We start from the raw sequence: 25,423 nt of genomic DNA, 5'->3' as shown, positions 1-25,423 counted from the left end.
AAACAATCTAAAAGCAAATATCGAACCTTTTCTAACTTTAAACCAGCGTATTAGGCCCTTAACTTAATGACATTGACCTACGGCACATGAATTATTTGTGCGTTTTTTTTCTACCAATATTAGGCCCCGATGGGGCTGGAAAAAAATCGATCTTTAATTATGTGACAATTGATATAGTGAAAATGGATGTTGAATTCCCCATGCTCCGTTAGGAGCAAAATATCGGTAGAAAAAACAAAGAAGAGATTTGCGCGCCGTAGGTGCGAAACCTATTGAGCTATTTATTGGCAATTGACTTTGCAGCGGGGTTGTGTACCTACGGCACACGAATTATTTGTGTGTTGTTTTTCTACCAATATTAGGCCCCGATGGGGCTGGAAGAAAATACATTCAATAATGGGTATGAATCGATAGCTATCATATGCATTTAGGTTTCTGTTTCACTCTTGTTTCGCGTTGTTCGGCACAAATAAAAAACGGAACAAGATTTAACCAGTTTGCTTATTGAATCCCTGTTTCACTCTTGTTTCAATATGTTCGGAACAAGAAACGAACGGAACAACATCCCGCCCAATCTTTATATTGATAAATACTATATATAATATACCTATCAATAAGAATAACTACAACGATCGGTTTGGTCCCGATAGAAACTTGGGTAGGGTGGCACGCTGAGGTACTCGAAGAGCGCCGTGCGCAGAGGCCAATCCGCGTGCTAAATATGGCGCAGAGGCCTTTGCCCGCATGCTTCGAGTACCTCAGCATGACATCCCATTCTTGTTATTTCACCTTCCTAATCCAGCTGATTTTACGACTCTCAATGACGCTGATAGGTATCAACTTGTTTTGTTTCGTTCGTTTTTTGTGCGACACACCCTGAAACAAGGTGAAACAGCGGATAATTAAATTGAGATGTTTGTTCCGTTCGCTATTTGTGCCGAACACCCTGAAACCGGGTGAAACAGCAATTATTGCAGATACGCCCTCTTATTCAAAAAATCAGCCAGCTCATTGATCTTATCTGTGCCGATAACGTCGGAATGCAAATCAATCAACTCCTTCCAGCAAACCGGGTTATCAGGCGTATCCCAAAAGCGGATCTTTTTGCCGGCAGTATGGGCACTGTCGATTATGCTGTTTAACCTGCCGATGCTTTCCTGGTCGATGTTACCCGTACCATCCCATTTGGAATACCTGCTGAACGGGACACTTACCAGCCCGATTTTTGTAAGCTGCGGGGTGGTAAATCCGCCCACATGATCCACATCAAAATTGAGCCATGCCGGGTAGTTTAACATGACCGCCCCGGGTGGCACCTTTCCTGTCATCACTATTGACAATCGCCCTGCATGACCGGGGTAATCAAAATATTGGCTAAGTGGCTTAAGCTCTTCCATCACCAGCGGCAGGGTTACGGTGTAATCTCTTTTTATTTCGATGAGCAGCCTTAGTTTTCTCGCGGTATCCTGTTTTAGTTTCAGCACCAGCGGATCAATATACATCAGTTTAAGCGACCGCTCCGGCGTGATCTCCTTTTCATCATGCGCCACCATCAACTGCCCGTTAACCGCAAACACATCCGCTTCTATCGACCCAAAACCTGCATCATACGCCCGGTAAAACGGGATGCTGTTTTTATAGTCGTTATGTGAATGAGCATCGGCAGGGGTATAGGTTTTGGTAGAGGTGTGGCAGGATAAAATGGCAAACGATAATGCTATTATGGGATAAATTGATCTTAATTTGATCATAGCGCTTTTGTTTATTAAATACTATTGTCATTGCGAGAAGCGTAGCGACGAAGCAACCTCGTGGCCTGCAAATCGGCCATGCTTGCGACGAGGTTGCCACGCTGCGCTCGCAATGACAAAGTTTGATAGAATACCTTTAATTCCGAAATACAAAATCCGAATTCCGAAATCAACCTTTACATATTAAACGTCCCGTTTCTCTCCTGCTCTTGATAGTTTTGTACGGTTTCGATGGCGTTGTCAATTACATCGCTTAGGGCAACTATAAACGTACCGGGTTTGGCAAGGCTCATGGAGTGCTTAATGGCATCCACCTCGTTAGGAATGATCTCGAATTTCTTATCGATATCCACCGACTCAATCCCCTCAATCAATAACGTCAGGATGTTTTCGGCGGTACGGCCGCGCAGGTGTTTTTCCTGGCGGAGGATGATGTAATCAAACATCTCGGCAGAGAGTTTGCCCAATTCGCGGATATCCTCGTCGCGCCTGTCGCCTGTACCGGCTATGATGCCGATCTTTAACGGCGAATCGATATGATCCAGGAATGCCTTGATGCCCTTAAAGCCTGCCGGGTTATGCGCAAAATCGATCATAAAGCGGAAGTCCTTAAAGTTAAAGATGTTCATCCTGCCCGGTGTTTGCGCTGCCGACGGGATAAAGGTTTCCAATGAGATCTTGATATCGTCAGTCTTAAAGTCGTACAGGTAGGTTGCCAGTGTAGCCGCCAGCACATTCTCGATCATGAACGGAACGGTGCCGCCAAAGGTTATCGGGATCAGTGTGGTACGTTGTACGCGGATCTTCCAGTCGCCTTTTTGAATGGTGATAAAACCGTTCTCGTAAATACAGGCAATGCCGCCCTTTTTACAATGCGATTTAATGATGGCGTTATTTTCATTCAGGCTGAAATAGGCCACCTTGCAATGCGCGTTTTTACCCATGCGCACGCAATATTCATTATCGGCATTTAACACTGCCCAGCCGTCTTTTTTAATAGAGTCAACAACCACGCCCTTTACACGGGTAAGGTCATCAAGGGTATGGATATCTGCCAAACCAAGGTGATCCTCCTGGATATTGGTTACTACGCCTATGTCGCAAAAACCAAAACCTAAGCCGGAGCGCAGGATACCGCCACGTGCGGTTTCAAGTACTGCAAAATCTACTGTAGGGTCTTTCAGTATAAATTCGGAGCTAACCGGGCCGGTGGTATCGCCCTTCAGCATCATGGTGTTTTGCACGTAGATACCATCGGATGTGGTAAAGCCAACCCGGTGGCCATTATTCTTAACGATATGCGCTATTAAGCGGGTGGTAGTTGTTTTGCCGTTGGTGCCTGTTATGGCGATGATAGGAATGCGTGCCGATTTGCCCGGAGGGTACAGCATATCTATCACATGCCCGGCAACGTTGCGCGGCAGTCCCTCGCTTGGCGCAATGTGCATCCGGAAGCCCGGTGCTGCATTTACTTCCAATACCACACCGCCATTTTCGGTAAGCGGTTCGGTTAGGTTCTCGGCCATTATATCTATGCCGCAAATATCCAGCCCGATGATCTTCGAGATACGTTCGCAGATGAATATATTTTGCGGGTGTACATGGTCGGTTACATCAACGGATGTGCCGCCGGTGCTCAGGTTGGCTGTCGATTTTACAAAAACCTTTTCGCCTTTGGCCGGAACGGTGTCAAGTGTATAGTTTTTCTTTTCCAGCAGATCAAGCGTGTCGCGGTCTATAGTGATCAGGGTAAGCACATTTTCGTGCCCGTAACCACGGCGCGGATCACTGTTTTCTGTATCGATGAGCTGTTGAATGGTCGACACGCCATCGCCCTTAACATGCGCAGGATCGCGCAGGGCGGCGGCTACCATTTTGTTATCTATCACCAATACGCGGAAATCATACCCGGTAATAAAGCGCTCCACTATTACCCGGCGCGAGATTCGGGCGGCATGTTCATACGCGGCAACCGCATCCTCGCGGGTGCGGATGTTGATGGAAATACCACGGCCATGGTTGCCGTCAAGCGGTTTAAATACTAAGGGGAAGCCCACCTTGCGGATGGCCTCATCCACACCCTCTAAGGACGAGATGGTAATGCCCTTGGCAACCGGGATGGCCTGCTCCTGTAAAAGGCGCTTGGTTTCGTCCTTATTGCTGGCGATGTCTACCGCTATGCTGCTGGTTTTCTCGGTCATGGTGGCGCGGAAGCGTACCTGGTTTTTACCGTAGCCCAGCTGGACCAGTGATTGATTGTTGAGCCTGATCCATGGGATATCCCGCGATATGGCCTCTTCAACTATCGACCCGGTACTTGGCCCCAAACGGGTATTTTCGCGGATCTCCCGCATTTTCTGGATATCTTTCTCCAAATCGTAGTCTTCCCCTTTTATCAAGGCTTCAGCAATAGCTACGGCTGATTCCGCAGCAAATACACCTACTTTTTCTTCAAGATAAGCGAATACTACGTTGTAAACACCTTTGGTTTTTGTTTCGCGGGTGCGGCCAAAACCGGTTTCCATACCGGCCAGCGACTGGATTTCCAAAGCGATGTGTTCAATCACATGCCCCATCCAGGTGCCTGCCTGCACGCGCTGGAAAAAACCTCCCGGAACGCCCGGTGAACAACGGTGACTGTACAGGCTCGGCATCAGTTTTTCAAGCCGATCATAAAAACCGTCGATGGTATTTGTCGGGCGGTCCTCCATCTCCTGTAGGTTAAGCCGCATCTGGATCAATTTTTTACGACTAACGCTCCAGATATTCGGGCCGCGCAATACTTGTATATTTTCTATCTTCATTTGGACGATGCAATTTTTATAAGGGGCAATTTTCTTTTAAAACTATAAAACTTAACAGTGTAATAAAATTTTTCAGCATAAAAAAGGCATTATTATTTACAACAGCCTGCCTTTATGCTGGTTTTTATTTTAATTTGTAGTGTGGTAGGAGAGTGGTTGATTAAGTGAGTAGGTTGATTGAGTTAGATTGAGTCAATATTTAGTAGTGTTAAACTTAATAAACTCAATCAACTTAGTCTAACTTAATCAGCCATTAATCCTAATCTAACTTAATTAACTAAAAGATGACTGTCCCGAAGGGTAAACTGATAATAATTGGCGGAGCCGTTGACATGAACACCAATTTGGGTGCCCAGGAAAATATCTTAAAGCCCGATCACCTTAAATTTTTTGAACAAGGCATACTCAAGCGCATTATTACCGAATCGGCAAAACAGTCGGCATCAAAGGTTGAGGTTATTACAACTGCATCGCAAATTCCCGAATTAGTTGGTGAGGAGTATACAGAAGCCTTCAACTACCTGCTGGCTAATCCTATCGGCGTAATGGACATCCGTAAGCGTGAGGATGCATCAAACCCTGAATATTTAGAACGCATCCGCAAGTGCGATGTAGTAATGTTCAGCGGCGGCGACCAGTTAAGGCTGAGTTCTATTTTTGGCGGGACGGAGTTTCTGCAGATCATGAAAAGCCGCTACGAGAATGAGCATTTTGTGATAGCCGGTACATCGGCAGGGGCAGCGGCGGCATCAACCAATATGATCTACCGCGGGCAAAGCAGCAAGGCGCTGATAAAAGGCGAAGTGCAGATCACAGCCGGGCTAGGCTTTATTGATTCCGTCATTATTGATACTCATTTTGTTCAGCGTGGCCGTATAGGCAGGCTTTTGTATGCGGTAGCCAGTAATCCCGGCATGTTGGGGATTGGTTTGGGTGAGGACGCAGGCTTGCTGATCACAGATGGCACCATGATGGAAGCTATCGGTTCAGGAATGACCATACTTGTAAACGGCCGCAAAATGGCGGAAACCAATATTTACGATGTAGAGATGGGTTCGCCGGTATCCATTAAAAATATGCGCGTAAGCGTTATGTCGATATTTGATAAATACGACCTGCTAACCAATCAGCTCATGATCAAGAAATCGATCAGTGCTGAGGATACTTTATTGAATACTTCCCCGGGAAGCTAACGAACAGAGACTAGTGATTGGAGGTTGTAGATTAGGAAAAAGCTTTTTTTCTTTCGGACTTCCGGACTTTTCCGACTTTCGGACTAATAGATCTACCTATGAAAATAATAATCCACGGTGGTTTTTTCAGTGAATCGCTGACTAACCAGGGAGTTAAGAAAGCCAAGCAGGATGCACTTACCGAAATTGTGAAGCTTGGCCATAAATACCTGCAAACACATACCGCTTTAGAGACTGTTGTTTATACCGTGGCTTTGCTGGAGGACTGCGACTTGTTTAATGCAGGCACGGGATCACAGATCCAGAGCGATGGCAAGATCCGCCTGAGCGCCTCTTTAATGGATGGCAAAACCATGAAATTTTCGGGGGTGATCAATATCGAGGATGTAAAGAACCCGATCTGCATTGCTGAAAAATTGTTGACTTATGACGATCGTGTATTAAGCGGGAAAGGCGCACAGGACTTTGCACGCGAGAGCGGGTTTGACTATTATAACCCCGAAATACCGCAACGCCGCAAGGAATATGAAAAAAAACTAAGCGATTCCATTCGTTTAGGTACTGTGGGTTGTGTAGCGCTGGATGCGCTTGGCAACCTGGCAGCAGCAACTTCAACCGGCGGAAAGGGCTTCGAGATCCCCGGCAGGGTAAGTGATTCTGCTACCACGGCAGGTAATTATGCCAATGCCTTTGCCGGAATTTCATGTACCGGTGTAGGCGAAGATATTGTGAGCGGCGCGGTAGCATCAAATATAGTAACCCGGGTTACCGATGGCATGCCGCTGGCTTTGGCTACAGAAAAAACGCTTAATGAATTAAAGCCTTATGATGGCTTTGCAGGGATAATTGGCATTTCCAGCAAAGGTGAAGTTTACCACGCAGATACCCATCCTTATATGGTTTGGGCGGCGTATGACGACAGTGTTTGGGTGTTTGCTTAGCTAACATCAGATTTACGAAGTTTAAAGAACTTCGTAAATCCTTACATTGCTGCTAACCTACTCAAAGCGCTGGTTATACAGTTTTAATGCCCTGTTGCCGTGTTTTCCTGCTTTAACCCAATTAATTATGGCTGCGGTTAAAAATCCGGTCGCAATACCGGTTAATACATAGGCACCGGTCAGGCTATGGTGCTGGTAAATAAATTCCGGCTGACCGTTTACAAACCCAGTTGTTTCCCCGGCATGTTTGTTATGGGTAGCAAATTCAATTACCGCCGCAAGCTGCGCCACAACAAATCCGCCGCCTGACACATAACCCCAGGTGAGGTTATTTTTGGCCTGCGAATATTCCTGTGCCGAGGGGGCATAGCTCAATAGCCTGATCTTAACATCTTCGGGAGTTTGAAGTTTCCCGCCGATGGTATAAAGAAATGATGTATGCCTCCCCTCCCCAAAAGGAATAAGCTTGATAACGCTGTCGGGCTGGGCCCTAAATTTTGTAGTGTCCTGCGCTTTGACAAGGAACGACGTGAACAACAATGAAATTGTGATAACGATTAGTGTTTTCATAAATAAATTTGATTTGTTTGACAGTTTGACTTGGGGAATACGCGTTGGTTTGATGGCTCGGAGGTAACAAATCAATTACGATAATAGGCTGTGTGCGAGTACTAATCCGGATAGTGTAAAGGAATTGAGACAGCGTTGAGGAGGACGCTTTTTAATTGACTACAAGCGGGGTGTTGCCCCTACAGGGCAAAAGATCTTTTTTCTGTGTTTGCTACCAATATTTGGCTCCTAACGGAGCCGATGGTAGGTCGTCATTGTCGGGAAATCATCCAGTGATATTTATGCTCGTCATTCCGAGCCCATGGGGCTTGTCACTAAGTTAACCCTATTAGATTTGTTTTTTTCCTCTTTGCGCAGCAGGTGATCCAGCGCAGCGTCGGCGGGGTGAGCCGAACCGTTGTGCATTCGTGCCAGTGCACTAGCGCGAACGTAATTGCGTGAACATCGCGCGCAGATTTACCCACCCGGTCGACGCTTCGCTGGACCTGCCCTCCCTTTGCTGCGCACAAGGAGGGCTTGCAGATTTACCCACCCGGTCGACGCTTCGCTGGACCTGCCCTCCCTTTGCTGCGCACAAGGAGGGCTAAAAAGCTTAACTTAATGACATTGCCCAAAGAGACCAATCCCGGTAGAAAAATCAAAATCAAGTTTTGCGCGTCGTAGGTCAATGTCGTTAAGTAAGGATGTCATTGCATTTGACCCCACCTAAATCCTCTCCAAAGGAGAGGACTTCAGCTTCGCTCTTATTTAGAACCCTCTCCTTTGGAGAGGGCAGGGTGAGGCAACCAAGGCTTGTGGGAAGAATTGGCTACTCGCCATCCCTCAAGTTTAACTTAATGCATTCCACGTCGGGATCAAACCCCGGCAGAAAAATAGAATTGTCAAGAAGATGTTCGACAGATCTTCTACGTATGCGATTCACCGACCCCATCGGGGTCAAATCTTGGTAGAAAAATCAAAATATTAAGAAGTCGTTCGATAGGCATTCTACTTATGTGCTTCCCCGACCCCATCGGGGTCAAATCTTGGTAGAAAAATCAAAATCAAGTTTTGCGCTCCGTAGGTGCGCTACCTCGCCAACGTTCAACACGCGTTAATTATTATCCACCTGCCTGTTCTTTTTATAAGCTATCCACACATAAAACGGGATGCCAGCCATCAGCAATAAAAACCCCCAATAAACCGTGCTTTGTCCCGAACCGGCAACCGCCCAGATAGAATAGGCGAACGCAAGCGTACCAACCAGCAATGAGGTATATAATCCTTTGGTTTGTTTTATTTTTAAGCGGATGATCACAAACGCGGCCGCACAAAAAAGGTAGGGCACCAGGGTTGTTAAGGTAGATAGCAGCACTAAAAATTTAAATTGTTCAACCATGCCTTTGGTGTAGTTCATCATCATAAATAAGGAAACAAAGGTGCTGCTGATAATGATACCTACGTATGGCGCTCCCTTTTTATTCTGCCTTCCGAAGATAGCAGGGAACAGTTTGTCCTTTGCGATGGCGTAGGGTAGTTTGCCTTGAACAAGCGTCCACCCGTTTAATGCGCCAAATGCTGCAATTGCTGCACCACCGCTTGCCCAGTAACGGGCGTTGCTGCCAAACATGATCACTGCCGCATCGGCATAAGGCGTAACTGAATGTTTAAGTTCTTCGGGCGGTATTATGCCCATGATGCTGATGCTCCCCAATAAATATACCAGCGTACAGATAACCAGGCCAAGCATGGTTGCCCTTGCGATTGTTTTGCCCGAGTTTTCAATGCTATCGGCGGGAATGGTGGCGCACTCAACACCAACAAACGAAAAAAGCGCAATGGTTGCAGACCCGTTAATGGCATCGTAAACCGAACCACCACTGCTGTTAAAAGGGTGGAAATTTTCAAGACGGATAAAGAAAAGACCACCGATGGATATAATTGCCAACGGGGCAAGCTTTAAAATGGTGGTAACGAGTTGCATTTTACCGGATGCAGGCACACCGCGCATATTGATCCACGCCAGGAACCATATTGCAGCCAAACCTGTTCCAACCGCAGCAACTGCACTTTCACGCAGTACCGGGAAAAAGGTGCTCATTGCGCTCACAAATGAAATAGTGATGGCGGCGTTAGCGGTAATTACGCAGATATAATATCCCCATGCCACCAGGAAGCCTGCAAAGTCGCCAAAGCCCTGGTGGGTATAGGCATACGGGCCGCCTGTGCTTTTTGGCACCATGGAGCTTAGCCTGCTAAACACACGTGCCAGGAAAAATGCACCGACTGCCGAGAATACCCAACCCAGCAAACTTACACTGCCATAGGATGCCATTGCTGCGGGCACCATAAAAACGCCTGCGCCTATCATACTGCCAACCACCAGCGAGGTGCTTGTCCAGAGGCCAATTTTTTTGGGAGGTTGGGTCATTGGTTGGTTTAAATCAATTGGGATACAATGTTTAAATATATTGATTTATCCAATAAAACAACCTATGCCATTTTTTCGCAAGATGACAGCAATTTTCATAATTCTGTATTTTATTGAAAATTATTTACTTTTGCATGTTAATTTAAACTTGGGGACAAAGATTAAATGAAATTTATCCTGCTTATTATCTGCTGCTTGTTTGGCCTTTCGGCTTCGGCGCAGTGGTATCGTGTAGATTTAAGATTAAAAAAGCACCCACGCTATCCTTTAATTGAAATTCCCGCCGATAATTCGATGGCCCGGTTAAAGTTTAATACTTCAATTAAAACCGTTAAAATTCGTCCTATTATTTTAGACAGAACTGAATACAGCTTCCAGGCGGCTGAAAATATAGTGATGCGTACTGCCCAGCACAATATGCGCTTCAGGGTTTATAACGACGCGAGTTACAACTTTAGCGAACTTGCCAGGCTTTATATCCAGCAAAACCGGTATTCAGAAGCTAAATGGTATTTATTGCAAAGCAACATCATATCGCGCCAGCAAAACGACGATAAACATACCATAGCTAACCTGATTGACCTTGCAACTATAAAATCAGACCTTGGCGACTTCCCGCAGGCGCAACAGGATCTGTCAGAAGCCCACGACCTGGCCAATATGCGTGGCCTTAAGGAAGAACTGGCAGCCATCGACAAAAAGATGGTATACATCAAGCTAAATAAAAACAACGCGCCAAAAACCGATGTGCGCTATGCCGAGGTTCCGCTTACGAAAGCTGAACTTAAAAACCAGGAATTAAAAGACAAGAGCCAGGAAAACTTAAAGAATTAAGAAAACGGAGCTGCCTGGGCCGTGATCAGGTGACTCTATTATAGATTTTTTTGACAGTCAGGCGCTTACAAATTCTTCTTAACTTTTGCTTCTTGTCCCTTTATTCTTTTCTCCCCCTGTCTCTTGATTCTTGGCTCTTGATTTCTTGATTCTTCAGCACCGGACAATAAAATTGTAACAATACCGTAAAATGTATGTCTATTTTGTGAAAACAATACAAACATTATTGTAATATTGTTATTCAATATGAGACGGCATTTAAGCTGTCTCTTTTTTTTAAAATTAGCAAACCGAATTTAGGCACAAGTATTGATGTTTTATAAAATTCCCGACTTAAAGAGTGTAAAAGATATGTTCAAAAAATTTTATTTAGTGCTGGTTGTTGGTGCCACACTGGCGTGCAGCGCTAAACCAGCCAAACCGATAAGAGTTGATGGCTCAAATAATATACAGCCTGACGAGAAACAAGCAATAGTTTGTAAAACCATTGCTACCCTGATATCAAATTACAATTATAAAAAGGTTGTTCTTAACGATTCGCTTTCAACCGAAGTTTATAACCGGTATATTAAATTGATGGATGAGAGCCATAATTACTTTCTTGCATCAGATATCCAGGATTTTGATAAGTATAAAACCATGCTTGACGATGACGTGAAGGCAGGCAACCTGAGCGATGTTTTTTACATCTTCAACGTATACCAGAAAAGATATATCGACCGGATAAAATATTCGATTACCCAACTGGATAATAATTTTGATTATTCAAAGAACGATACCTTTACTTACGACAGGGATAACCTGCCATGGGTGTCATCCGAAACTGAGATGAACAAGCTTTGGAGCGAACGTGTAAAATACGACATGCTTAACTTAAAGCTTGCGGGGACAGACGTTTCAAAAAACAAGGAGACTTTAAAGAAAAGGTACGAGAGCTTACTGTCGCAAGCCAATAAGCTGAACAATCAAGACGTGTTCCAGGTGTTTATGGATGCCTTTACCGAAGCAATTGATCCGCATACCAACTATTTTAACCCGGCAAATGCAGCCAATTTTAATATTGACATGTCGCGCCAGTTAGAGGGTATTGGAGCAGGTTTAAATATTGAGAATGAGTTTGTGATCATCAAATCATTAACTGCCGGTGGCCCCGCTGAAAAAAGCAAGCAGGTAAATGTTGACGACCGTATCATCGGCGTTGCACAAGGAGCCGATGGCGAGTTTCAGAATGTTGTAGGATGGAGGATAGAAAACGCGATAGCGCTCATCCGCGGTAAGAAAGGCACCACCGTAAAGCTGGAGCTTTTACCAAAGGGTGTAAGCGTTGGCAGCAAACCAAGGGTTGTTGAATTGGTGCGCGAGAAGATCATCCTTAAGGACGAATCGGCAAAAAAAGAGATCAAAACATATAACGAAAATGGTAAGACCATTAAGATAGGAGTTATCTCTGTACCGGCTTTTTATATCGATTTTAACGATTACAAAACTGGTAACCCTAATTACAAAAGTACCACGCACGACGTTAAATTGCTGATCGATTCGTTAAAACAGGAAGGTGTTGACGGTATTGTGATGGATATGCGCCAGAACGGCGGTGGTTCGTTGTTGGAAGCAGTAGACCTTACAGGTCTGTTCATTAAAACCGGCCCGGTAGTACAGGTTAGGAACCCTAACGATGAAGTGGAAGTTGATAAGGACGAGGATCCGTCAATAGCATATTCTGGTCCGCTGGCTATTTTAGTGGATCGCTTTAGTGCATCGGCTACTGAGATCTTCTCAGGCGCTATACAGGATTACGGGCGTGGTATAATTTTGGGCACCCAGACTTACGGTAAGGGTTCTGTTCAAAATGCTATCGACCTTGACAAAGTTATTTCGCCATCAATGCTGGAGCGTGTTGCCGGTTTAGTGAACAAGGACAAAAAAACAACAACTGCCATGACAGGCAGCCAGAGCGTATTTGGTCAGCTTAACTTAACCATTGCTAAGTTTTACCGCATAACAGGTAACTCAACCCAGCATAAAGGTGTTACACCTGATATTGAGTTTCCGTCGATAATCCCGTTGGATAAATATGGCGAGGATACCGAGCCGTCTGCAATGCCGTTTGACGTAATTGCAAAAAGTTCATATACAAAGGTTGGCGATTTCAGCGCAGTATTACCGCAGCTTAAGAAACTACATGACCAGCGTATGGCCGGCAGCCCTAACTACAAATACATGTTAGAGGATATTGCTGAGATCAAAAAGCATGAAGCAGAAAAAAGCGTTACCCTGAATGAACAAAAACTAAAGGAGCAACGCGATGCTGATGATAAAAAAATGTTTGAAGAAAACAACCTGCGCCGCGTAGCAATGGGCTTACCGGCTTTGAAAAAGGGACAAACCAAGCCCCGTAACGAGGACCTTGACTTCCTGAAACGCGAAGCAGGCCAGATCCTGACCGACTATATCGGCCTGGATAATAAGTTCACCAACACAGTTGTGCCGGTAACCAACAAATAGTACTTAATAATATTATAATAGAAAATCCTGGCTTAGGCCGGGATTTTTTTGTTTAAGGGTATTTGCACACTCAAGTTCGGAATCGCGAATCACTGCCCCGCACGGCATCATTAAGATCCGTCTCGGCTTTTCTGCAAAATATATATGCCTGGAAATGATGTTTTTGTCAAATATAATATTTACTATTGTGTTGTAATGACACAATGAAAGTTTTGCCATTAAAACCAACCAATATTAAACCATTTTTAAAGTATTAATTATGAAGAGAGGGTACAGGTTATCGGCAGGACTGCTTGTGTTGTTGTGCGCCATCCAATTAAGTGTAAATGCACAAGACAAGGCTAAAAAGCCGGTTCCGCAATTAGGCAAAGCCACATTAAGGCAGGTTATTAACGCCATGACGCTGCAGGAAAAGTCAAAGCTGGTTGTGGGCATGGGCTTCAAAATGCCGGGTGTTCCTGCACCGGTAAAGGGTGAAAAACCAAAGACTGTAGATATCGGTGGTTTTAAAATGCCACCATCGGACCCCGAGGCTTATGAAATTCCTGAAAAAGTGCCCGGCGCTGCTGGAAGAACACATGCTATCCCGCGTTTGGGAATCCCGTCTATCACAGTTTCTGATGGCCCGGCCGGGTTAAGGATTGAGCCAAAACGGCCAAATGATCCGAATACGTATTATGCTACCGCATTCCCGGTTGCCACTTTGCTGGCTTCTACCTGGGATACAGCAATGGTTAGAAAAGTGGGCGTTGCCTTTGGAAACGAAGTGCATGAATATGGGGTTGATATATTACTCGGCCCGGCTTTAAACATTCACCGGAATCCTTTGGGCGGGCGTAATTTTGAATATTATTCGGAAGATCCGCTGATTGCCGGCAGCATGACAGCAGCAATTGTAAAAGGCATCCAGAGTAATGGCGTAGGAACATCCATTAAACATTACGCGGCAAATAACCAGGAAACTGAACGTAACAGTGTAAACGTTAATGTAAGTGAACGTGCCATGCGCGAAATTTACCTGCGCGGTTTCGAACTCGCGGTTAAAACTTCGCAGCCATGGACGGTAATGTCGTCATACAACAAACTGAACGGTACATATACGTCCGAACGTCGCGACCTGCTGACCACCATCCTTAAAAACGAATGGGGCCTCAAAGGCTTTGTGATGACGGATTGGTTTGGCGGCAAGGACGCTGTTGCCCAGATGAATGCGGGTAATGATCTGATCATGCCCGGTAGCCCGGATAAATCGGACGACATAGTTGCAGCCGTAAAAAGCGGAAAATTGAGCATGGCGCAATTAAATGCCAATGTGGAGCGAATACTAAAGGTTATCGTAAAATCGCAAAGCTTCCTCGGGTATAAATATTCTGACAAGCCCGACCTTGCGGCGCATGCGAAAATAGCCCGGGAGGCCGCTGCGAACGGGATGGTGCTATTGAAAAATGATGGTGATGTATTGCCGCTATCGATAAATAAAAGAGTTGCCCTATTTGGGAATACCTCCTACAACCCTATAGCAGGCGGAACAGGGAGCGGCGATGTAAATAAGTTGTACAATATCTCAGTTGCTGAGGGCTTAAATAACGCTGGCTATAAGGTGCAGGAAACTTTGGCTAAAACCTATAAGGATTACGTGGCAGATGGTAAAATAAAACAACCGAAGCCCAAAAATTTCTTTATGCTGCCGCCGCCAATTCCGGAAATGGATGCCAATGGGCTGATATTGAAGGAAGCTGAAGGGGCTGATGAAGCGGTAATAACCATCGGCAGAAACGCTGGTGAGGGCTCAGACCGAAAGCTTACCGATGATTATTACTTGACCCCTGGCGAAAAAACGTTGATTGAGAATGTAAGCAAGGCGTTTCATGATAAGGGCAAAAAGGTAGTTGTGGTATTAAACATAGGCGGCGTTATTGAAGTTGCCAGCTGGCGCGATAAGGTGGACGCAATTTTGTTAGCCTGGCAGCCCGGCCTGGAAGGCGGAAATGCGGTTGCTGATGTATTAAGCGGAAAAGTAAACCCATCCGGAAGACTTGCAACTACCTTTGCAATGGATTACAAGGACGAGCCGACAGCCAAAAACTTCCCCGGAACACCGGCGGAAAAGCCGGCGCAGGTTAATTACGAGGAAGGTATTTATGTGGGTTACCGTTATTTCGACTCGTATAAAATTAATCCCGCCTACGAGTTTGGTTACGGTCTGTCGTACACCAAATTTAAGTTCAGCGATATGGACGTGAGCGCACCGGATGCTAAGGGTAGCGTATCGATAAAGGTGACTGTTAAAAATACCGGTGATGTTGCGGGCAAGGAAGTGGTGCAGCTATATGTAAGCGCTCCCCACAAAAATATAGATAAGCCGGAGCAGGAACTAAAGGCATTTGCCAAAACAAACCTGCTGGCGCCGGGGCAACAGCAATTCCTGGTGTTTACCTTACATGCAGGCGACCTGGCATCATTTTACACCAGCAGATCGGCATGGGTAGCTGATGCAGGGGAGTACAAAGTTAAGATAGGTACTTCATCAAGAAACATTGAAAAAACAGTTTCATTCAAACTAGCTAAGGAAATAGTTACGGAAAAAACCATCCCGGCGCTTAAACCCATAAAAGCCATTAATGAATGGCACAAGAAATAAAAGCGTAACAAACTATAATTGACCCGGCCCTGCAGCATTAATGTTGCAGGGCTTTTTTTTGGCGTAGATTTCGACCGCTGATTTTAAGATGATTTAAGGATTTCGCTGATTTTATTCGGGAATAAGAATGTAGAGACGCGATACTTTGCGTCTTTTCTCCATTAAATATCACAAAAAACATTAATTATTCTATAATTTCTATAGTTTTAGTAGTAATTAAAATAAATTTATATATTTGCGGCGTTAAACAATAGTAATGAAGACAATTTTACATCCTCATACTGAATTCAAATCCTGCTTGCAGCGCTGCTACATGCGGATGTGTTGTACCTGTTGTTGTTGCTGATTCCGGTAACATTCTCCTATTAGATCCTACTGATCAATTTAATTAATAACGGTTTTATCGCTGTTTATGTCAGTATTCGTGTGACCCTTTAAAATACAATAATGAAACTTTAGACCCCTGTAAAAAAAGCAAACCGGCAAGGAAGCCTTGCCGGTTATTTCAACGAGAGACCGGCCCGTAACGCCAATCACTAACCGATCCTCATAAATAGTTTTACTAACAATTACTCATTAACATAAAACAGCTAAATATATGGAATTATATATCCATGCAAAACGAATACGTCCCCGGTTTTTATACACATTTCTTTTAGTTCTGCTTTCCACGGTTGCATTTGCACAAACCGAAACCGTACCGCTCATCAATTCAAGGCTGCTAGGTACCGTTAAAGATTCATTAACCAAACAGCCCGTAGTAGGCGCAGTGGTTCACATTAAAGGAACTACACATGCTGTTGCAGTAGCTGCCGATGGCAGCTTTTCCTTTGTAACCGGTCAGAAATTTCCTTACACGCTGATCATCACTTTTGTGGGTTATAGAACAAAGGAAGTTATCGCCGATGGCAGCCCCATATCCATAGTACTTGCCGAAAACGTAAGCCTGCTTAACGATGTGGTAGTGGTAGGCTACGGCACCCAGAAAAAAAGCGACGTAACCGGGTCGATCGGTTCCGTATCAAAAAATATCCTTAATCAGCCCGCCGCCTCATTTGATAACCTGCTGCAAGGCGCCGTTTCTGGGGTTGCGGTAACGCAAAACTCCGGTCAGCCCGGCAGTACCGCAACTATAAGAGTGCGGGGTGGTAACTCCATATCGTTCGGCAACGCGCCACTGTATGTGATAGACGGGTTTATTATTTATAATAATAACGACAACGCCAACGTGGGCGCAAACGGCACCAGCGTAAACGCGCTATCAACCATCAACCCAAATGATATTGAATCCGTCGAGGTTTTGAAGGATGCTTCGGCTACCGCGATTTATGGATCGCACGGGGCGAATGGGGTGGTTATTATCACGACAAAACGAGGCAAAAAGGGCACCAATAATGTAAACTTCAGCAGCTATTTCGGCACGCAACGGGTTGCCAAAACACTCAACCTGCTGAACGCTTCACAATGGGCGGGGTTAGTTAACGATGTGAACGTGAGCGACGGTGTTGCCAAAACTTATACCGATGCGCAGATTGCAGCTTTGGGCACAGGTTCAAACTGGCAGGCGGCAGCTTTAAAAAGTGCGCCTACATCAAATAATGAGCTGACCATATCCGGCGGGGATGAAAAATCGAGATACCTGATTGCCGGTAATTACTTCGACCAGGAAGGAACCATTTTGCATACCGGCTTTAAACGCTACTCGGCAAGGGTAAATTACGAAAAGGAGATCTCCGACAAATTCAAAGTTTCCACTAACTTATTCGGCAGCCGGTCTATCGAAAACAAACTTTACGGCAGCCCTTATAACAGCATCAACTTTAGCAACGCGTTTTCAAATTTAATACTAACCTCGCCGGTGGCCCAAATAAGAAATGCAGACGGTAGCTTCAATATCACTAATCCGTTCAATGCGACACCCACTAATCCGCTGCAGGACATCACCAATACAACCAACACAACAACGCTAACACGTGTGCTGGGTAATGTTGCCGGTGAGTATAAATTTAACACCGATCTTACCCTGAAGGTAACCGCCGGGGTTGATATTCTTAATGCCGGGCAGGACTATTATGCACCCTCAAATACAGGTTCACCAGCAGGTGGTTCAAACGGCTATTCGGCCAGCGGCTATGCATCGGTTGGTGCAGCTAATTCACTGAGCTGGTTGAATGAAAATACCCTGACATATGATCATGCGTTTAACCGTACCCACTTTTTAAATGTGCTTGTTGGTTATACCACGCAATACCAGCACGATGAATCATCGGTAGCCTCTGCACAAAAATTCCCCAATGATTTAACTACGTATAACAACCTGTCGTACGCGGGAATTGCGAACCTGCCGCTTTCATCGGCACATAACTCAACCATGAATTCATACCTGGCGCGGGTGAATTATTCTTTCCAGCATAAATACAACATTACCTTGTCTGAACGTGCGGATGGCTCGTCGAAACTTGGCGCCAACAATAAGTGGGGCTATTTTCCATCGGCTGGATTTTCATGGAATGCGGGCCGGGAAGATTTCTTTAAGCCGCTTGCTGAAACCGTCAACAACCTGAAACTGCGCTTAAGCGCCGGGCAGACCGGTAACTCAGAAGTGCCGCCGTACAGTTCACTTGCAGCACTCGCGCCAACAAATTATTATTTCGGCAGCAAGCTGGTAACAGGCATAGCGCCGGTGCAATTGGCCAATCCCAATCTGAAATGGGAAACAACCACGCAGTATGACGCCGGGGTTGACATCGGCTTATTTGACAGTCGCATTAACTTAACCTTTGATGCTTATTACAAGAAAACCACCGATCTGCTGCTGAATGTTCCGCTACCACTTTACACAGGGTACGCAAGTGCGCTTGAGAACGTGGGCAGTGTGTCAAACCGGGGTCTTGAGCTATCATTAAATACAGATAATATCAAAAGCGATGCCTTTAAATGGAGTACCAATATTGTATTTGCCGTAAACAGGAACAAAATTTTGAACCTGGGCCAGGGAATAACCAGCTTTTATCCACTAGCGCCTACCGGGCAGGTTTCGCCGGTAATAGTACAAGTTGGATTGCCGGTTGGTACCTTCTGGGGATACTCGACTCATGGCCTGTTAACCGCTGCTGATATTGCCGCAGGTGTGCCGCTTTTAGCCGGGGTGCCGCAGAAAGTTGGCGATACCAAATACGTAGATGAGACCGGTGACGGAAAAATCACCACTGCCGACAAACATAACCTTGGCAGCGCCCAACCCAAATTTACAGGGAGCATTACCAATACTTTTACCTACGGCCATTTTGATCTGTCGGTGTTTTTTGCAGGATCATACGGTAACAAGATCTTTAACCTGCTGCAGCAGAGTTTAGAGCGGCCAACGCTTACGTTAAACGCATCTGCAACTTTGCTGAACAGGTGGAGCCCATCTAATCCTAACGGAACGGTTGCGCGTGCTACAAACTCACCGGTTCCGCAGGTAACGGACAGGTATATCGAAAACGGATCGTACCTGAAGCTGAAGAATGCTTCGTTTGGCTATACATTCTCTAATGAGTTGCTTTCAAAGATCCATGCCAAACAGCTAAGGGTTTATGTATCGGCACAAAACCTTTTCACCATAACCAAATACACCGGGCTTGATCCGGAAGTAAGCTTTTACGATAACGACAACACCAAGCAGGGCATTGATTATGGCACCTATCCATCGGTGCGCACATTCCTGGCGGGCCTAAGTATTACCTTCTAAAACTTCGAATATGAAAAAGTTACACACTTATATAATTAGTTCATTACTGCTATCTGTTGCGGCGCTATCATCCTGCAATAAGCTGAATGAGAACCCGAGCTCGGTGATAGTTAGCTCACAATTCTTCAAAACACAGTCAGACGCGGTTGCGGCGGTGAACGCGGTTTATGGCACTTTGAACAGTGATCCTGCGGGCGATTTCCCCCTATACGGCCGCCAGCTTAACCTGCTGGTTGAGAACGGAAGCGATAACCAGGTTTACAGCCCCAGCAATACCAATCCTGACGTAAGGGCTCTGGGAACGGCAACCTATATCCCGTCAAACAGTCGTGTTCAGAAAGTTTGGCAGCAGCTTTATTATGGAATTAACCGCGCGAATATTGCCATTGATAATATTCCCGGCATCCAGATAGATACTGTTTTGCGGTCGAGGCTGGTAAGGGAGGCTAAATTTATCCGGGCGCTTTTATATTTCGACCTGGTGCGCTTATATGGTGATGTGCCCCTGGTATTGCATAACCCAAACAGTATTGATTTAGATAAACTGTTTGTATCCAGAGCTGCCACGACTGATGTATACACACAGATAATAAGCGATTTGCAGGATGCAACCAACCTGCCAAAATCATTTTCAGGCACCGATCTGGGCCGTGCAACAGGCGGCGCAGCACATGCCCTGCTGGCCAAGGTGTATGTTACCCGTAAAAACTGGAGCAGCGCCCTAACCGAATTAAAAACGGTAATAAACGGCGGCTACGGCTATGCGCTTTTCCAAAATTACCGGGATGCATTTCAAAAAGCTACCAAAAACGGGGTCGAACATATTTTCTCGGTGCAGTATGAAACCAATTTAGGAGAGGCAAACAGTGTGCAGAATTTAAGCCAAAGCTTTACCTCGTTTAACACCGGGACGTTCCCGATAGATATCCCGGCGGATAGCGGCGTGTCTAAATTGTTCAGCAAAACCGATACGCGGCGTGCCGTAACCTTTTATGACTCGGTTTATAATGCAGCAACAGGCAAGTACGTGGTTTTTAAAAATGCCTATACGCCTTACTTCAACAAGTTTGTTGATTACAGTTTGTCGCCGTTGTCTATTCAATCACAAAGCGCGGTTAACTACCCGGTTATCCGCTATGCGGATGTGCTGCTGCTTTATGCCGAAGTGCTTAATGAAATAAACGGCGCACCTGACGGCGATGCCTACAATGCTATAAACCAGGTGAGGAACCGCGCCAATGTAGCCAACCTTACCGCGGGGCTGGGGCAAACAGCTTTCAGGGATTCTGTTTTTCTGGAGCGCCGCAAAGAATTTATACAGGAGGGACACCGTTGGTTCGATCTTGTGAGGCAGGGCGGCACCGCGCTGGTTGATGCGCTGCATAAAATTCCGGCAAAATCTGCCGCGGGCGACAAAAATAATCTATTCCCGATCCCGCAGGTCGAGATCCAGCTAAACCCGGCGTTGAAACAGAATCCAGGCTATAACTAAATCAATTAATCATCAATAAAAAACCAAAGCGTATGACAGTATCAGATGTAACAATTTTAGGGAAGAAAATACTGGTTGGCATTATCGTCACACTGGTACCCTTCATCATCATTTTCGGCGGATTATGGCTCACAAGAAAACTATTATCCGACAATGAAACAGCTAAACAACCCATTGCTAAACAAATTAAAACCAATAAACTATGAAGATAGAAGAAGCCACCAAACAACGAATAGTCAGGAACGCGTTCCTGAGCTTATTCATTTACGTGCTGCCTATAGCACTTATGTTCATCACCTTTTCCATAACCGGACAAAGGCCATGGAATAAAAAACAGCATAAAAACGAAGCAACTAAATCAGTAAACTCTAAAAACTCAAGCAACAATGGAAACAGCGATTGAATTTGTAAAAAAGATAGTGGCAAACCTGGACAGCTACGGTTTCCCATTTTTAGTATTTTTTATCGGCGTACTCGAATTTTCATTCGGGCTGTATAAAAGGAAATGGCCTAAAAATGAAAAGTTTGTTGATATCGCCTGCTTTACGCTTCCGCGGTTGATTATAAGGCCTGCAGTAGCATACTATTCACTTAAGCTTTTGCCATTGGCGCTTCCGGCATTTAAAAATGAATTTGGCTGGGTTCCGCTCTTTTGGGGCCTGATAATTATTGCTGTAGCAGATGACCTTACACAATACTGGTACCACAGGCTACACCATGAAATTCCGTGGCTATGGCGCTTTCACCGTACACACCATTCGGCCTCGTACATGGGGATGGCAATGGCGAGCAGGCAAAATGCTATCTACACGCTTTTCTTTTCACAGACCTATTTGACCGCAGCCCTGGTTTACATGGGCTTAGGTATCCCGGCCATTATTGTGCGCGGCATAAAAGGAACCATTACTACGCTTGCGCATTCAAGCATCCCGTGGGATAAGCCTTTTTATAAATATAAAGTGCTTCATCCCTTAGCCTGGGTGCTGGAACGTACCATATCAACCCCGGCAACACACCATGCGCACCACGCCGCTACTACTGATGATGGCGTTGGGCATTACAAAGGCAACTTTGGCAATATGTTCTTTTTGTGGGATATTATTTTCGGTACGGCTTTGATCTCCCGTCAATACCCTAAAGCATACGGGATCTCGCATTACGAAGGCGACCAATGGTATGCGCAATTATTGTGGCCGATATTTAAATCGAAGGTGGAGGGCAGTGAGCTGGCAGCCAATGGGCCGGTGGTGCGTTTAGACGATTTTAATAAATCGGCAGCGGAGCCGAACGAAAACAATAAAAGGATAGTGCAGCCCGGTTTAACAAACGAACTGGCGGCTGTTTATCAAAATTAAACCTCTATCAACCATAAAAAAATGAAAATATCAGTAAAAACCATCAGTAAGCTCAGCTATTTATTAGCTGGCTTATTGATGGTTGATTATGCATCGGCACAAAACTTTACCCAGCAGCAACAGCCATTTAAGGGTACAGTTGGTAAAACCCTTGCAGATTCAAAGGAATCATGGAACACTAACATTAAGGCGCCCAAAGGTGCGCCGAATGTGGTGTGGATCTTGCTGGACGATGTGGGCTACGGCGCAAGCTCAACTTTTGGTGGCGTTATCAGCACGCCCAATTTTGACTCGCTGGCCGGCAAGGGGCTCAGGTATACCAACTTTCACACGGCGGGGATCTGTGCGCCAACCCGGTCGGCGCTGTTAACCGGGCGTAACCATCATTACGTGCATATGGGCGGATTTGCGCACACTGCATTGTCGGCAGGCTTTCCGGGTTACGATGGTCGTATCCCGTCGGACAAAGGCACCATTGCCGAGATCCTGCGCGAGAACGGGTACAATACCTTTGCTGTGGGTAAGTATGGCTTAACGCCTGATGAGGATGCTACAGACGCCGGTCCGTTTGACCGCTGGCCATCCGGTAAGGGCTTTGATCACTTTTTTGGATTTTTAGGCTCACAAACTGACCAGTACAAACCAGACCTGGTTGAGGATAATGCACATGTACCAACAGATGGCAGGAACCTGAATGAGCAGATCACTGACAAGGCGATCAGTTACCTTAGCAGGCAGCAAAAAGTAGCGCCCGATAAACCGTTCTTTCTTTATTATGCGCCGGGCGCAACACACGCCCCGCACCAGGTAGCAAAGGAGTGGAGCGACCTTTATAAAGGAAAGTTTGACGAGGGATGGGATGTGTTCAGGGAAACAGTTTTTGCCAGGCAGAAAAAGCTGGGAATAATACCTGCAAATGCGGTATTGCCGGAGCGTAACCCAAACATTAAAGCCTGGAAATCGCTTTCGGCTGATGAGAAAAAGTTGTATGCGCGTTTTATGGAGGTGTATGCCGGCTATTTAACCTATGCGGATAACGAAGTAGGCAAGCTGATTACCTATCTGAAAACCAGCAAGCAGCTTGACAATACCTTAATATTTGTAATCATAGGCGATAATGGCGCAAGTAAAGAAGGTACGTTAAATGGCGATATTGACCGTGCTTCGCGATTACAGGTAAACGAACAGGAAAATATACAACACAACCTGGATAAAATAGGTGAAATAGGAACCCCTGAAGGTACGCAAACCAATTATCCGTTGGGATGGGCACAGGCTGCAAATACACCGTTTAAATACTGGAAGCAGGACGCCAATGCCGAGGGTGGTACCCGTAACCCGCTTATTGTTTATTATCCGAAAGGGATAAAGGACGGAGGCAGCATCCGTACGCAGTATGGGCATGTAAATGACATTTTGCCCACCACACTGGAGTACCTGGGCATAAAGGCGCCGGAGTATATCAGGGGCATTAAACAGGATACATTGCAGGGAACTTCGCTGGTTTATTCGTTTGAAAACGCGTCGGCTCCATCAAAGCACCTGTTGCAGTACTATTATATTTTTGGTTCCCGCTCAATTTATAAGGATGGCTGGAAGGCGGAAGTTTATCATCACCCTGATTTTACTGATCTTACCAAACCACATCTGGACAAAGCACCCGGAGCAACAAACTTTGACTCGGATGTATGGGAGTTGTACGACCTTAAAACCGACTTTAACGAGCGGATCAACCTCGCTGCAAAATACCCGGATAAATTGAAGGAGTTAGTGGCGCTGTATGACGACCAGGCCAAAAAGAATAACATTTATCCGTTTATTGATTGGGAGGATGTAATTAAAGGGCGAATCCATAAAACGGATAAGCCGCCGGTTGATCCCAGTAAATAATGGCAATTAATTGTTGATCAGGATGCGACCATTGAAACTAATAGTTTTATTAACCGGTTTTTGCTTTGCGTGTAAGCAAAAACCGGTTCCTGTTACCACGACTTATCCTAAACAGCCAAATGCTATTGGCAGTAAAAGAAGAATTTGCTGTGAATCAAATATCCCGGCCCGCTTTGCCTTTGTTAAGGCCAATGTGCAGCCAACTATAGCAGCAAGTGGTATTGATAAATTGCATCCGGGTATGGTTTTAATAAAACCCGGTGCATTTGTAATGGGCGGTAATAACAGCCAGGCCGAAGAAGATGAATATCCCCGGCATAAGGTAACAGTAAAGGCCTTTTGGATGGACGCAACAGAGGTGACAAATGCGCAATTCAGCAGCTTTGTAAAAGCTACCGGGTACGTTACAACGGCAGAACGGAAACCCGACTGGAACGAGATGAAAAAGCAACTGCCGCCGGGAACGCCCAAACCCGATGACAGTGTGCTGGTAGCCGCCTCGCTGGTGTTTACACCCCCGAACCATGCGGTGGCGCTAAATGATTACAGCCAGTGGTGGTCGTGGAAAAAAGGGGCCGACTGGAAACATCCGCATGGCCCCGGCAGCAGTATTAAAGGGAAGGGAAATTACCCGGTCGTACACGTTTCATGGGATGATGCCGCTGCGTACAGCAAATGGGCGGGTAAGCGCCTGCCTACAGAGGCAGAGTGGGAGTGGGCAGCCCGCGGAGGCTTACAGGATAAAGTTTATCCCTGGGGTAATGAACCCGTCGACGAGGGTAAGGTTAAGGCAAATACCTGGCAGGGGCGTTTTCCCGACAATAATACCTTAAAGGATAAATTTTACGGACTTGCCCCGGTTGCCTCATTTGCAGCAAATGGGTATGGACTATATGACATGGCGGGAAATGTATGGGAGTGGTGCGCTGATTACTACAACAATAAATATTACAGTACCCTCACTAAGGGCGCGGTTAATCCTAAGGGGCCAGCGAATAGTTTTGATCCTGACGAACCTTATGCAAAAAAACGCGTGATAAGAGGAGGTTCTTTTTTGTGTAATGAGAGTTACTGTACAGGTTACAGGGTATCGCGACGGATGAAAAGCACGGAAGACAGTGGGATGGAGCACCTGGGTTTCAGGTGTGTAAAGGATTTATAAAAACGCTGTATATATCAGCATAAAAATAATTAACTGTTAACTGACCGGGCCCTGCAGCAGTTTTGCTGCGGGGCCTTTTTTGACTAAGATTTATAGGAGAGAAGGATTTTAGGAGCCTTGCAAAGTACCTCGCGTTATCTTA

16 protein-coding genes are annotated in these 25,423 nt (G+C 45.6%); 12 read left to right on the top strand and 4 right to left on the bottom strand.

What is annotated here, in order from left to right; all coding sequences use genetic code 11:
* Positions 1–968: 968 nt before the first annotated feature.
* Both KXD93_RS17550 and cphA read right to left on the bottom strand, forming a co-directional pair.
* Positions 969–1,751, bottom strand: a complete 783-nt coding sequence (locus KXD93_RS17550) for a PI-PLC domain-containing protein (protein WP_258138610.1) — start codon at positions 1,749–1,751, stop codon at positions 969–971.
* A gap of 176 nt (positions 1,752–1,927) precedes the next feature.
* Positions 1,928–4,555, bottom strand: coding sequence for a cyanophycin synthetase (gene cphA, locus KXD93_RS17545; protein ID WP_258138609.1), 2,628 nt, complete (start codon positions 4,553–4,555; stop codon positions 1,928–1,930).
* Positions 4,556–4,839: 284 nt separating this feature from the next.
* Between cphA and KXD93_RS17540 the strand changes: the two genes are divergently transcribed.
* Together KXD93_RS17540 and KXD93_RS17535 are read left to right on the top strand one after the other, a co-directional pair.
* The gene (locus KXD93_RS17540) at positions 4,840–5,748 is read left to right on the top strand and encodes a cyanophycinase (protein WP_258138608.1); all 909 of its coding nucleotides are present in this window, start codon (positions 4,840–4,842) and stop codon (positions 5,746–5,748) included.
* Between the two features lie 98 nt (positions 5,749–5,846).
* The gene (locus tag KXD93_RS17535) at positions 5,847–6,689 is read left to right on the top strand and encodes an isoaspartyl peptidase/L-asparaginase (protein WP_258138606.1); all 843 of its coding nucleotides are present in this window, start codon (positions 5,847–5,849) and stop codon (positions 6,687–6,689) included.
* Between the two features lie 57 nt (positions 6,690–6,746).
* Here the strand turns inward: KXD93_RS17535 and KXD93_RS17530 are convergent, their stop codons facing one another.
* On the bottom strand, positions 6,747–7,259 hold the full coding sequence (locus tag KXD93_RS17530) for a hypothetical protein (RefSeq protein ID WP_258138605.1): 513 nt from the start codon (positions 7,257–7,259) through the stop codon (positions 6,747–6,749).
* A gap of 1,093 nt (positions 7,260–8,352) precedes the next feature.
* Positions 8,353–9,669 carry an amino acid permease gene (locus tag KXD93_RS17525; RefSeq protein WP_258138604.1) on the bottom strand — a complete coding sequence of 439 codons (1,317 nt, stop codon included), beginning with the start codon at positions 9,667–9,669 and terminating at the stop codon, positions 8,353–8,355.
* 165 nt (positions 9,670–9,834) lie between these two features.
* On the opposite strand from KXD93_RS17525, the gene KXD93_RS17520 reads away from it, so the two are divergent.
* The 10 genes from KXD93_RS17520 (at position 9,835) to KXD93_RS17475 (ending at position 25,281) form a co-directional block, all read left to right on the top strand.
* Entirely contained in the window at positions 9,835–10,503 is a 669-nt protein-coding gene (locus KXD93_RS17520) for a tetratricopeptide repeat protein (RefSeq protein ID WP_258138603.1), read from the top strand.
* 351 nt (positions 10,504–10,854) lie between these two features.
* Positions 10,855–13,008 carry a carboxy terminal-processing peptidase gene (locus KXD93_RS17515; protein WP_258138602.1) on the top strand — a complete coding sequence of 718 codons (2,154 nt, stop codon included), beginning with the start codon at positions 10,855–10,857 and terminating at the stop codon, positions 13,006–13,008.
* A gap of 259 nt (positions 13,009–13,267) precedes the next feature.
* Entirely contained in the window at positions 13,268–15,649 is a 2,382-nt protein-coding gene (locus KXD93_RS17510) for a beta-glucosidase (protein ID WP_258138600.1), read from the top strand.
* A gap of 598 nt (positions 15,650–16,247) precedes the next feature.
* On the top strand, positions 16,248–19,382 hold the full coding sequence (locus KXD93_RS17505) for a SusC/RagA family TonB-linked outer membrane protein (protein ID WP_258138598.1): 3,135 nt from the start codon (positions 16,248–16,250) through the stop codon (positions 19,380–19,382).
* A 10-nt stretch (positions 19,383–19,392) separates the two neighbouring features.
* Positions 19,393–20,874: a RagB/SusD family nutrient uptake outer membrane protein gene (locus tag KXD93_RS17500; RefSeq protein ID WP_258138597.1), complete on the top strand. Its 1,482-nt coding sequence runs from the start codon at positions 19,393–19,395 to the stop codon at positions 20,872–20,874.
* 32 nt (positions 20,875–20,906) lie between these two features.
* Positions 20,907–21,080, top strand: coding sequence for a hypothetical protein (locus KXD93_RS17495; RefSeq protein WP_258138595.1), 174 nt, complete (start codon positions 20,907–20,909; stop codon positions 21,078–21,080).
* A complete protein-coding gene (locus tag KXD93_RS17490; RefSeq protein ID WP_258138594.1) occupies positions 21,077–21,277 on the top strand; it encodes a hypothetical protein in 201 nt (66 codons plus the stop codon). The genes KXD93_RS17495 and KXD93_RS17490 overlap by 4 nt, the downstream gene beginning before the upstream one ends.
* Positions 21,261–22,229 (top strand): sterol desaturase family protein, encoded by a 969-nt coding sequence (locus KXD93_RS17485; RefSeq protein WP_258138593.1) that lies wholly within the window; start codon positions 21,261–21,263, stop codon positions 22,227–22,229. The genes KXD93_RS17490 and KXD93_RS17485 overlap by 17 nt, the downstream gene beginning before the upstream one ends.
* A gap of 21 nt (positions 22,230–22,250) precedes the next feature.
* Positions 22,251–24,119: an arylsulfatase gene (locus tag KXD93_RS17480; protein ID WP_258138592.1), complete on the top strand. Its 1,869-nt coding sequence runs from the start codon at positions 22,251–22,253 to the stop codon at positions 24,117–24,119.
* A 22-nt stretch (positions 24,120–24,141) separates the two neighbouring features.
* The gene (locus KXD93_RS17475; protein WP_258138590.1) at positions 24,142–25,281 is read left to right on the top strand and encodes a formylglycine-generating enzyme family protein; all 1,140 of its coding nucleotides are present in this window, start codon (positions 24,142–24,144) and stop codon (positions 25,279–25,281) included.
* The last annotated feature ends 142 nt before the right edge of the window (positions 25,282–25,423 follow it).

This window comes from Mucilaginibacter phenanthrenivorans, assembly GCF_024721155.1.
GTDB classification, from domain to species: Bacteria; Bacteroidota; Bacteroidia; order Sphingobacteriales; family Sphingobacteriaceae; genus Mucilaginibacter; species Mucilaginibacter phenanthrenivorans.
Note: the sequence above shows the minus strand (reverse complement) of the source record. Positions and strands in the feature narration are given on the sequence as shown.